Here is an 8,596-nt window from a genome sequence, read left to right on the forward strand (position 1 = left end):
GTTCGTCCGGGACGACGAAATGCCACCGGCCGACCTGTCGGAACCGACCAACAGATCAGGACGGCATCGGCACCCACGTCGTCGCGACGGTGACCTCCTCCAGCACCTCCGGGATCGGGGCGACGCCGATCCCCGGGCCGGTCGGCACGGCGAGGTGGCCGTCCTCCAGGCGGAACGGCGGCGTCAGGTCGGTCCGGTAGTAGCGGTCGGAGGCCGAGGTGTCGCCGGGCAGCAGGAACCCGGGCAGCGCGGCCAGCGCCACGTTCGCGGCCCGGCCCACGCCGGTCTCCAGCATGCCGCCGCACCACACCGGGACGTCGTGCGCGGCGCACACGTCGTGGATGCGCCGGGCCTCCAGATGGCCGCCGACCCGGCCCGGCTTGATGTTGACCACCTGGCAGGCCCCGAGCGCGATCGCGTCGGCGGCGGCGCGGGCCGAGACGATGGACTCGTCCAGGCAGATCGGCGTCGTGATCCGCTCGGCCAGCCGGGCGTGCCCGAGCAGGTCGTCCTGCGCGAACGGCTGCTCGATCAGCAGCAGGCCGAACGGGTCCAGCCCGGCCAGGTGCCGGGCGTCGCCGCGCCCGTAGGCGGTGTTGGCGTCCACCTGGAGCGGGACGTCGCCGAACCGCTCGCGCACGGCCCGGACCGGCTCGACGTCCCAGCCGGGCTCGATCTTCAGCTTGATCCGCAGGTAGCCCGCGTCCAGGTACTCGGCGACGGCGTCCAGCAGCGCCGGGACCGACCCGGTGATGCCCACCGACACCCCGCACGGCACGCTGGCGCGCACCGCCCCGAGCGCGTGGGCCAGCGGGACGCCGCGGGCGCGCAGGTCCGCGTCCAGGACGGCCGTCTCCAGCGCGGCCTTGGCCATCCGGTGCCCCTTGAACGCCGCCAGCGCCGGGGCGACCTTGTGCGCGTCCAGGTCGGCCACGCCGGCCAGCGCCGGGACCAGGAACCGGGTCAGCACGTCGGCGGCGGCGTCGGTGTACTCCGAGGAGTACAGGGGCGCCGTGCCCGCGCCGCACTCGCCCCAGCCCTCGGCCTCGCCGGTGACGACCCGCACCAGCACCGCCCGCCGCACCGTCTCGGTGCCGAACGACGTGCGGAACGGCGTCACGAGCGGCATCTCGACCGTGCGGACCTCCACACCGGTGATCTTCACTCCGTCTCCTGTCTGTCCACGATGTACCAGCCTGTTCGGTCGAAGCCGCGTACCCGGCCGCCCTGTTCGAGCAGCTCGCCCAGCACGTCCCGCAGCGCCCTGCGCCAGTCGGCGGCGCGGGCCGGGTCGCTCTCGCGCATCGCCTCGACGTCGCCGGGCACGCCGACCAGGACGGTGGCCGCGCGGGCGTACCGGACCAGCGGCCCGCCCGCCGCCGACGCCTCCAGCGCCACGGCCGCGCCCGCCGCCCTGGCCGCCGCCGCGTCCGCCACGGCCGGACGGCCCGCGCAGGCCGCCTCGACGACGGGCGTCTCCAGCCGCCAGCGGACCAGGACGCGGTCGGTGGCGTCGGCGCGGTTGATGTCGTCGTCCATGGGGCCGTAGAAGTCCGGCAGGTACTCGGCCGGGTCGGCGCCCAGCTTGGCCAGGTTGAAGTAGGCGTTGCGGCGTACCAGCGGGTCGTAGGTCCAGCAGATCTCGCCGACGCCGCGCAGCATCGCCCAGGCCCGCTGGTGCAGCTTCATGGCGAACCCGACGTTGCGGCCCTGCATGCCGGCCAGCACGCCGGCGATGTGACTGTGCAGGGCGGCGCGCGCCGGAGGCGAGAAGAAGCCGAAGCACGCGCCCACCATCCGGTCGCCGTCGAAGGCGCCGCTCACGTAGCTGCCCGCCTTCGACAACGCGCGCAACATGTCGGCCGTCACCGGGGGGTTGTTCTCGCCGGTGCGCCAGATGTGCTCGTACAGGCGGCGGACGGCTTCCAGCTCGCCGACGCTGTCCAGGGGGCGGATGTCGATGCCCGCGCCGTCGGCGGCGGCCTGCGCCGCGGCGCACGCGGCCTCGACGGGCCGGGAGTCGCGACGGTCACGGATGAGATCAGTCACGCCGGTCATGGTCGCAGCCGCCTTCGTCCCGTAGCTGGTCGGCGAGCACCGGGCGGCGGCGTCCGGTTCGTCCGCCCGGACAACAGCGTCCAGGGCCCCCTTGTGAGGGGCGGTCACCGCGCTGCGGCCAGCAGGTCGGCGACCAGGGCAGTCAGCAGCCGGGTGCGGCCCGGCAGCTCCGCGACCAGCACGTGCTCGTCGTCGGCGTGCGCGCCGCCGCCGACCGCGCCCAGGCCGTCCAGGGTGGGGGTGCCCGTCCCGGCGGTGAAGTTGCCGTCGGAGGCCCCGCCCACGGCGACCGACGCCAGCGGGCCGATCCCGAGGGCGCCGGCGAGCCGGCACGCCCGCTCGAACAGCTCCTTCGACGCCGACGCAGGGAGCGGCGGCCGGTTGGGCCCGCCGCCGACCGTGACGTCCGCGCCGGGCAGCACCGGCCGCAGCCCGCGCATGGCCGCGTCCACCCGGTCCTGCTCGCGGGCGTCCCTGACCCGTACGTCCACGTCGAAGCGGGCCCGCGCGGGCACCGTGTTGACCGTGGTGCCCGACTCCAGGCGGGTCGGGGTGACGGTCGTGCCCAGCGCGGGATCGGCCAGCGCCGCCACCGCCGCGACCTGGTGGGTCACCTCGACCGTCGCGTTCACGCCGCGTTCGGGCTCCAGCCCGGCGTGCGCGGCCCGGCCCCGCACCAGCACCTCGTACCGGGAGACGCCCTTGCGCTCGGTCTTGAGCGCCCCGCCGGGACCGGCCGCCTCCAGGACCAGCGCCGCCGCGCAGCCGCGCGCCTCGTCCTCGACCAGCCGCCGCGAGGTGGGGGACCCGGGCTCCTCGTCGCCGGTGACCAGGACGGTCACGCCGTCCAGGTCGTCCAGCGCCGCCAGCGCGTGGAAGGCCATCACCAGCCCGGCCTTCATGTCGAAGCAGCCCGGCCCGCGCAGCACCCCGTCGCGCACCTCGAACGGGTGCCGCTCCAGCGAGCCGACCGGCCACACCGTGTCGTGGTGGCCGAGCAGCAGCACCCGGGGCTCGCCGCCGAACCGCCACCGCAGGTGGGTGCACCCGTCGATGACGACGCGCTCGGCCTCGGCCCCCAGGCGGGCGGCGCCCAGCTCGGCGACGGCCGTGGCGCTGCGGGCGACCGCGGCCAGATCGCCGGACGGCGACTCGCAGCGTACGAGCCGCTCGATGTCGGCGATCATCGTGGCCTCGCGGGCCCGGTCGGACGGGGTACGGCGTGGTGTCATGATGGCTGCCTCCGGTCGGACGGACCGCCCATCATCGTCAACCATGACCCGGACGGGCCTGTCGCCCCGGCCAACATCGGCCCGCCCCGTTGGGCCCCGCCGACGACCCTCCGGCTAGGTGAGGTCGGCGAAGCGTTCGACGTCCTCGGTGCGGCCGGAGACGATGATCACGTCGCCGTACCCCAGCTCGGTGTCGGAACCGGCGTAGGTGAACTCCTCCTCCGCGCTCTTGACCGCCACCACGGTGACGCCGTGCTTGCGGCGCAGGTTGGACCGGCCGAGCGGGACCCCGATGTACTCCTTGGGCGGCCGGGTCTTGGCCATCGCGAAGTTCTCGTCCACCTGCATGAAGTCCAGCATCCGGCCGGTCACCATGTGGGCCACCCGCTCGCCCATGTCGTGCTCGGGGAAGACGACGTGATGGGCGCCGATGCGCCCGAGGATCCGGCCGTGCTGGCGGCTGACGGCCTTGGCCCAGATGTCGTCGATCTCCAGCTCGATCAGCAGCGACGTGGTCAGGATGCTGGCCTCCAGATCGCCGCCGATGGCCACCACCGCCCGGTAGAAGTCGGGCACGCCGAGCTGCCGCAGCGTCTCCAGGTCGGTGGAGTCGGCGGTGGCGATGTGCGTGATCTGCCCGGCCAGGCTCTGGGCGACCTTCGGCCGGTTGTCGATGGCCAGGACCTCGGTGCCGCGCCGGGTGAGCTCCAGGGCGAGCGAGGTGCCGAACCGGCCCAGGCCGATGACCACGACGGGGTCTGTCTTCTTGTCAGCCAACGATGACACGTTCCTCGGGTAGTTCGTAGCGACGGGTGCGCTCCTTCAGGGCGAGCGCGGAACCCAGCGTGAGCGGGCCGATGCGCCCGATGAACATCAGCGCCGCCAGCAGCAGGTGCCCGGCGGGCGTGGCGTCGGCGGTGATGCCGGTGGACAGCCCGTTCGTGCCGAACGCCGAGACCACCTCGAACAGCACCTGGTCCAGGCTGTGGGGCGTGAGCGCGAGCAGCAGGTAGGTGGAGACGGCGACCAGCACGACGCCGATCATGGTGATCGAGATGACCTGGCGCTGCGCGGACTCGGCCAGGCGCCGGTGGCCGATGTTCACCCGGGGCTCGCCCCGCAGCTCGGCCCAGATGATGAACGCCAGCAGCCCGAACGTGGTGACCTTGATGCCGCCCGCCGTGCCGGCGCTGCCGCCGCCGATGAACATCAGCAGGTCGGTGGCGAGCAGGCTGCTCGGGTAGAGCTGGCCGATGTCGAGGCTGTTGAACCCGCCCGACCGCGGCATGACCCCGGTGAAGAACGCGGCCAGCAGCTTGCCGGAGTCGTCGAGCCCGCCGAGCGTCCTGGGGTTGCGCCACTCGGTCACCAGGAAGACCAGCGTCCCCACCGCGAGCAGGACGAGCGTCACCCCGACGGTGACCCGGGTGAGCACCGACCACCGGCTGGGCCGGCGCCAGGCGCGGGCCAGCTCGAACACCACCGGGAAGCCCAGCCCGCCCACGATCACCGCGAACGCGATCGGCAGGCAGATCCACGCGTCGGTGACGAAGCGCATCAGGTTGTCCGGCCACAGCGCGAACCCGGCGTTGTTGAACGCCGACACCGCGTGGAACCAGCCCAGGTACATCGCCCGGCCCAGCGGCTCGCCGTAACCGGTGACGAAGCGCGCGGTGAGCACGGCGCCGACGATCAGCTCGGAGACGAGGCTGAAGATGACCACGTTGCGCACCACGCGCCGGACGTCGGACATGCTCAGCGTCTTGGTCTCGGCCTGGGCGAACATGCGGGCGCGCAGCCCCAGCCGGCCCGCGACCAGGACGGTGAACAGCGTCGCCATCGTCATGATGCCCAGCCCGCCCACCTGGGCCAGCATGGCGATCACCACCTCCCCGGCCACCGACCAGTGGGTGGCGGTGTCCACCACGACCAGGCCGGTCACGCAGGCCGCGGACGTCGCGGTGAACAGCGCGGTCAGCCAGCCGGCCGACTCGCCCGTGGCCGTGGCCATGGGCGAGGTCAGCAGGGCCGTGCCGGTCAGGATGAGGGCCGCGAACCCGGTCGCGATGACCTGCGCCGGATGGTGGAACCGGGACAGGAAGGCGCCCGTCAGCCGCAGGTTTCTCATGGCGCGCCCCCGCCGTGCGCGGCCGGGCGGGGGACATGGTGTGAGGCGAGCACGATCAGACGGTAGACCACCCGGCCACCGCTCCGGCACACGCGTCCGCAGACGGGGGCCGGGAGCGTGCTCCGAAGGTAACGCGGCTAAAAATGCGACAAAGACGATTCGGCGTCGGGAAAGCCGTGCAGGTCACGTCAGTAGAGTGAAAATCTCGTAGGTGTTCACGAACGGGGCGCGATCGGCATGCTGGGGGAGGACACGCCGTACCCGATGCTGGTCGTCGACGCCTCGGGCGCCGTCGAGCGGGCGAACGCCGCCGCCCGGTCGCTGCTGGGCGACGCGACGCGGATCGCGCCGGACTGGCTGGCCCGCGCCCACCACGACCTGTGCGCCCGCCTGGCCGCCTCGCCCGACGCCGGGAGCACGCCCGAGCCCGCGCGGGGGCCGGTCGGGGAGCGGGTGTTCGAGGCCCATCCCGTGCGCGCCGGGCGCGACCGCGTCACCTGGTGGCTGGTCGACGTCACCGCGCGGGAGCAGGCCATGGAGGTGCTGCGGGGCGAGCGGGACTCGGCCGCGTCCATGGTGGCGGCGGCCACCGAGCTGCTGTCCTCGCTCAACCTCGACCGCTGCCTGGAGGCGGTCGCCCGCCTGGCCGTGACGCACCTCGCCCACGCCGCCCGGGTCGTCGTGCCGCTGGGCCCGCGCCGCTACGAGGTCGCCTACCACGAGGCCGGCGGCGCGGCCGTGCGCCGGAACCTGGACATCGACCCGCGCTCCATGCCGGGGCTGGCCGAGGCGCTGCGGGCCTTCCCGCCGGTCCCCGCCCGCTGGGTGGATCCTGAGCGGGCGCCCGGCTGGGTGCTGGGCGAGGGACGGGACGACACGCGTTCCGTGGCGGTGATCTCGCTGCCCGGCTACGGCCTGCCCGCGGGAGCGCTGATCCTGCTGCGCTCCTCGGCCGGCTTCTCCGCGGCCGAGGAGGTGTTCGCCCGGCTGTTCGTGGCCCGCGCCGGCACCGCGATCTCCATCGCCCGCGTGTACGCCGAGCAGGGGGCCATCACCGAGACGCTGATGGCCGACCTGCTGCCGCCGATGACGCCGTACCTCGACGTCGCCGACGTGGCGGCCCGCTACCGGGCGGCGGGCCACGGCGCGCTGGTCGGCGGGGACTTCTACGACGTCCACCCGGTCGCCGGATCGGGCGGGGCGGCGCTGGTGGTGCTCGGCGACGTCTCCGGCAAGGGGCTGGAGGCCGCCGTGCTGACCGGCAAGATCCGCAACACGCTGCGCGCCCTGCTGCCGCTGGCCGACGACCACCAGCGCGTGCTGGAACGGCTCAACGAGGTGCTGCTCGCCGAGTCCAGCCCGCGTTACGTCACGCTGGTGCTGGCCGGGGTCGAGCGCCGCGGCCACCGGCTGGAGCTGCGGCTGACCAGCGCCGGCCATCCGCCGCCGATGATCGTCCGCAACGACGGCCGGGTGGAGGACGCCCGCACCCGCGGCACCCTGATCGGCCTGCTCGACCAGATCACCAGCGTCACCGAGACGGTGCTCCTGGCCCCCGGCGAGACGTGCCTGCTCTACAGCGACGGCGTCATCGAGGCCAGGGGCGGCCCGCTGGGCGACGAGCTGTTCGGCGACGACCGGCTGCGCGAGGAGCTGCGGCAGTGCGCCGGCATGCCGGCCGCCGCGCTGGCCGAACGCGTCCAGATGCTCGCCTCCCAGTGGGCGGGCGAGCGGGAGCGCGACGACATCGCCATCGTCGCCATCGGCGCGCCGCGCGAGGCCCCCGACGCCCCCGACGCCCCCGACGGCCCGGACGGAGGTCTTCCGGCGTGAGCGCCCCCGGCCTGCGGGAGGAGATCGAGCGCTGCGTCGAGGCGCTGCGGACGGCGGCGACGTCCGGCGACGAGTACGCCGCGATCGACGCCGCGCGGGCCGGTCTCGACGCCGGTGTGCCCCTGGAGACCATGCTCCTGGACGTCGTCGCCGTCGCGCAGGCCCGCGTGGGCCTGGACTGGGCGGCCAACCGGCTCACCGTCGCCCAGGAGCACACGGCGACCGCCGTCCACGAGCGGGTGCTGGCCGTGCTGGCCCACGAGCCGGGCGCGCGCGGCCGGCGCGCCGGCCCGGCCAGGGGGCGGGTGAGCGTGGCGTGCGTGGACGGCGAGTGGCACACCTTCCCGGCCCGGCTGCTGGCCGAGGTGCTCCGGCTGCGCGGCTGGCAGGTGGACTACCTGGGCGCGCACGTACCGACCGCGCACCTGGTCGTGCACGTGCACAGGACCGCCCCGGCCGCGGTCGCGCTGTCCGGGTCGATCGCCACCCGGCTGCCCGCCGCGCACGCGGCCATCAGCGCCTGCCAGGCGGCGGGCGCGCCCGTGCTCGTCGGCGGCGCCGCCTTCGGGCCCGACGGCCGCTACGCCCGTCTGCTCGGGGCCGATGCCTGGGCGCCCGACGCGCGGGCCGCCGCCGACCTGCTCGACGCCGGGCCGCCGCCGCGCCGGGCCGCGACCGGGCTGAGCCCCGGACGGCCGCCGCACCTGGCCGGCCCCGAGTACACGGCGCTCACCGACCGGGCCCCCGAGCTGGTCAGGGGCGTCATGCGGGAGCTGGACGAGCACGTGCCCGTCACCGCGGGCGAGGAGCCCACCGGCCACACCGCCGAGGACGTCGCCTACGTCGTCGACTACCTCAAGGCCGCCGCCTACGTCGACGACCCCGGCCTGTTCACGTCCTTCGTCAGCTGGATGGCGCACGTGCTGACGGCGCGCGGCGTGCCGGCCCGGGTGCTGGCCGTCACGCTGGACGCCCTGGCCGCCCGCCTGGCCGGCCTGCCGCGCACCCGCGAACTGCTCGCCCAGGCACGCGCCGGGCTGCCCGACGGGCCACGCTGACCACGCGCCGGGCTGCCCGACGGGCCCCGGTGACCGCCGCCGCGGCTCAGTCGCGCCCCTGCCAGGTGCACAGGCAGGCGTGGTTGCCCTCGGGGTCGGCCAGCACCCAGAACCGCGACGCCCCGTCGGTGTGCACCAGCCGTCCGCCCGCCGCCAGCGCCGCGTCGATCCGGGGCTGGACCTGCGCGGGCTCCACCCACACGTCGAAGTGCCAGCGCTGGCGGGGCTCCTCGTCGCCGGACGGCTGGAACCACACGCCCGGCAGCGCGCCGGCCGGGTCCTGCAGC

General features: G+C 74.9%; 8 protein-coding genes. 2 read left to right on the forward strand and 6 right to left on the reverse strand.

The features are described from left to right. Positions 1-55: 55 nt before the first annotated feature. The 5 genes from menC to ACWCSD_RS41255 all read right to left on the reverse strand — a co-directional run bounded on the left by menC (position 56) and on the right by ACWCSD_RS41255 (position 5,418). Positions 56-1,165: an o-succinylbenzoate synthase gene (menC, locus tag ACWCSD_RS41235; RefSeq protein WP_449923064.1), complete on the reverse strand. Its 1,110-nt coding sequence runs from the start codon at positions 1,163-1,165 to the stop codon at positions 56-58. Next, a complete protein-coding gene (locus ACWCSD_RS41240; RefSeq protein ID WP_358293482.1) occupies positions 1,162-2,049 on the reverse strand; it encodes a GNAT family N-acetyltransferase in 888 nt (295 codons plus the stop codon). Before ACWCSD_RS41240 ends, menC begins: the two co-directional genes overlap by 4 nt. A gap of 113 nt (positions 2,050-2,162) precedes the next feature. Continuing rightward, positions 2,163-3,290 (reverse strand): M20 family metallopeptidase, encoded by a 1,128-nt coding sequence (locus ACWCSD_RS41245; protein WP_449923067.1) that lies wholly within the window; start codon positions 3,288-3,290, stop codon positions 2,163-2,165. Between the two features lie 114 nt (positions 3,291-3,404). Beyond that, entirely contained in the window at positions 3,405-4,067 is a 663-nt protein-coding gene (locus ACWCSD_RS41250) for a potassium channel family protein (RefSeq protein WP_352326306.1), read from the reverse strand. Continuing rightward, the gene (locus ACWCSD_RS41255) at positions 4,060-5,418 is read right to left on the reverse strand and encodes a TrkH family potassium uptake protein (RefSeq protein WP_449923071.1); all 1,359 of its coding nucleotides are present in this window, start codon (positions 5,416-5,418) and stop codon (positions 4,060-4,062) included. Before ACWCSD_RS41255 ends, ACWCSD_RS41250 begins: the two co-directional genes overlap by 8 nt. Positions 5,419-5,655: 237 nt before the next feature. Here ACWCSD_RS41255 and ACWCSD_RS41260 point away from each other — a divergent pair, with 237 nt between their 5' ends. Together ACWCSD_RS41260 and ACWCSD_RS41265 are read left to right on the forward strand one after the other, a co-directional pair. Continuing rightward, the gene (locus tag ACWCSD_RS41260) at positions 5,656-7,251 is read left to right on the forward strand and encodes a PP2C family protein-serine/threonine phosphatase (RefSeq protein ID WP_449923074.1); all 1,596 of its coding nucleotides are present in this window, start codon (positions 5,656-5,658) and stop codon (positions 7,249-7,251) included. Beyond that, the gene (locus ACWCSD_RS41265) at positions 7,248-8,309 is read left to right on the forward strand and encodes a B12-binding domain-containing protein (protein WP_397164021.1); all 1,062 of its coding nucleotides are present in this window, start codon (positions 7,248-7,250) and stop codon (positions 8,307-8,309) included. Before ACWCSD_RS41260 ends, ACWCSD_RS41265 begins: the two co-directional genes overlap by 4 nt. A 46-nt stretch (positions 8,310-8,355) precedes the next feature. Here the strand turns inward: ACWCSD_RS41265 and ACWCSD_RS41270 are convergent. After that, positions 8,356-8,596: VOC family protein (locus tag ACWCSD_RS41270; RefSeq protein ID WP_449923077.1), on the reverse strand; the 241-nt coding region annotated here is incomplete at its 5' end.

It is taken from the genome of Nonomuraea sp. NPDC001684, from assembly GCF_053596515.1.

Bases quoted from the DNA above. Each gene is read 5' to 3' on its own strand.
- ACWCSD_RS41245 (WP_449923067.1), bottom strand. From the start codon at position 3,290: ATGACACCACGCCGTACCCCGTCCGACCGGGCCCGCGAGGCCACGATG.
- ACWCSD_RS41260 (WP_449923074.1), top strand. From the start codon at position 5,656: ATGCTGGGGGAGGACACGCCGTACCCGATGCTGGTCGTCGACGCCTCG.
- ACWCSD_RS41255 (WP_449923071.1), bottom strand. From the start codon at position 5,418: ATGAGAAACCTGCGGCTGACGGGCGCCTTCCTGTCCCGGTTCCACCAT.